The organism is Arsenophonus nasoniae DSM 15247, assembly GCF_000429565.1.
GTDB classification, from domain to species: domain Bacteria; phylum Pseudomonadota; class Gammaproteobacteria; order Enterobacterales; family Enterobacteriaceae; genus Arsenophonus; species Arsenophonus nasoniae.
In genome coordinates this window covers 1-2335 of record NZ_AUCC01000180.1, presented here as the reverse complement: position 1 = coordinate 2335, position 2335 = coordinate 1, and the positions used below count along the sequence as shown (strand labels likewise).

General features: G+C 34.7%; 1 protein-coding gene and 1 pseudogene. Both read right to left on the bottom strand.

Annotation, left to right across the window (positions count from 1 at the left end):
- Nucleotides 1-90 precede the first annotated feature (90 nt).
- Nucleotides 91-1140 (bottom strand): annotated as a pseudogene (locus G468_RS21730) (Na/Pi cotransporter family protein); the annotation flags it as partial.
- Nucleotides 1141-1547: 407 nt separating this feature from the next.
- On the bottom strand, nt 1548-2240 hold the full coding sequence (locus tag G468_RS21725) for a glycosyltransferase family protein (protein WP_034250375.1): 693 nt from the start codon (nt 2238-2240) through the stop codon (nt 1548-1550).
- Nucleotides 2241-2335: the final 95 nt, after the last annotated feature.

Below are 2335 nucleotides of genomic sequence, written 5' to 3'. Positions count from 1 at the left end.
TAAACACAATAAATCGATCCCCATCTCCTTTTTGCAATAAGGGATGGCTTTTGCTACTCACTTTAAAAGCGATTCAATTTCCTAACCATGAACCATTTGCTCAACGATATCTCCCATGCGCAGTGTTTCTCTTACCGCATTAGCAATGGCTAATGAAGGTGTTTCCAACGCTGCTTTGTCCAAATAACGGGGGGAAAAAATCTCAACCTCTACAGACGAAATGGGGATAAGACGTTGACATAAACCCGACATCAATTTGACAAATGGCAACATCATTAAGCAGCGCAGTAAATTATAAAACACATGAAAATAGATCACGATTTCAGACGGATTAAAATTATAATTATCTATCCAATCGGCTAACTGTTTAATCCAGGGTAAAACCACTATTGCGCCAATGAGTTTGAATAACAAACTGCCTAAAGCTACCTGCCGTGCTGATCCGCTTTGCCGACTACTGCCAATCATAGCTAATAAACCACTACCGATATTTGAACCAATAACAATCGATAGGCTAATATAAAGCGGAACGAGTCCTGCCATACTTAACGTTGCTGTTAACAAAACCGCCGCCAAACTAGAATAGGTGAGCATAGAAAATACAGCACCGACGAATACTGCTAAGATAATATCACCTTGTAATGAAGTAAAAATTGCTTGGATAGCGGATGCATGAGTAATCAGCGTTGCTGAACTAACAATAAGCTGTAAAGCTAATAAAATGAGTCCTAGGCCTATCGCAGCTCGCCCTAATTGACCAACCCGATTTTTTTTCTCGCTAAGAAAAGTAATCACACCAAACAAAATCAATAGGGGTGATAACCATGCCAAATCAAAAGTTAACACCCGAGCCATCATTGCGGTACCGACGTCTGCACCCAACATAATAACCATAGCTGGTGTGATAGAAATTAAACCTTGTGTTACAAATGAAGTAACCAATAGTGCCGTCGCATTACTACTTTGAACTAAAGCAGTAACAGCAATACCCGCTAAAAATGCGCGCGATTTTTTACCGATACTTTGGCCTAATATTCGGCGTAGATCGGTACCGAAAACCCGCATAACACCAGTTCGGACAATATACGTGCCCCACACCAATAAAGCCACAGATGATAATAATTCAAGTAATGTTAACATTAATTATCCATGCTATTTTTCTATAACTCATTATATTAATATTGCCTCTTCTATATTAGCATTTACCACCATTTTATCGCTTTATTTAAATTATTTACTAGAAAATGTTATTTTTTATTTTAAAAAAAATAATATCAATTTTCTTTTAACGCGAATACAAAAAATTACCACTGCTTGTTTAAACAAACAGTGGCAAACATTATCCATTACTTGGGAAATTTATTTAATATCCATAGAATATTTCATTATAAAGAAAAAAACAATTTGATCTATTAAACCCATCACATTTGTCGAGTAAGAACTGTAAACGCTGGTATAGTTTAATTACAATATCACTCGCTTATTTCTCAATATAATAATGAGTCTAGTGCTATTTTCTCATTAGCAAAATTTTTTTTTAACTATCATTACGATTGATATTTAAGCAACGATTTTAGTTTTAAATAACGCCGACTCAGTCGCCATTTTAATTTTAAAGTTGTCGCATTTTGCCAAGTAATTTGCCAGTATCCCTCGTCAAAAAAACGCTTAACCATCTCATATTTAATTTTTGGTGATTCAATTGCTTGAATAGACAATACAACACCAAAGCCTTCCTTTCCTATCTGCCACCAACAAGCGGGAGTTTGATTTACCGCATTAGGATATTTTTTATAAATATCCATTAACATATCAATAATTTTTAAATAAGTATTAACCTTACGCACGCGTAAAGCATCGCCACATAATGAATGAGAAACTGATTTATTATGAATAAAATAATCATAATAAGATTCATTAATAAACTGCACGCGTTTTGCATTAAGCAATATTTCTGTTGTCCAAGGAATATCTTGATGATGTAGTTGCGGTTCAAACTGATACTGATGTTCACGAATAAAACTTAACTTATAAATATTAAGCCAAGTAACGTGTAAAAACTTACCTGAACTTAAACCTTTTTGTAACCATTCAGTTCCTAAAATTATGTCAGTCGATGGAACCTTTTTTAAAGGAAAAATTAATTTAGAGGGTGAGCCATCCATATAAACATAAGTACCATTACACATAGCAACATCCAAATTACCCAACTTTGCCAACGTTAATAAACGGTTATACATCCCTTGTCAACGATCACCGAAAACTGATCCACTTTTTATCTAAATCCGATCAATCAAAATTGATCCACTGTTTTACTCAGTTATTGCTCCTGAGC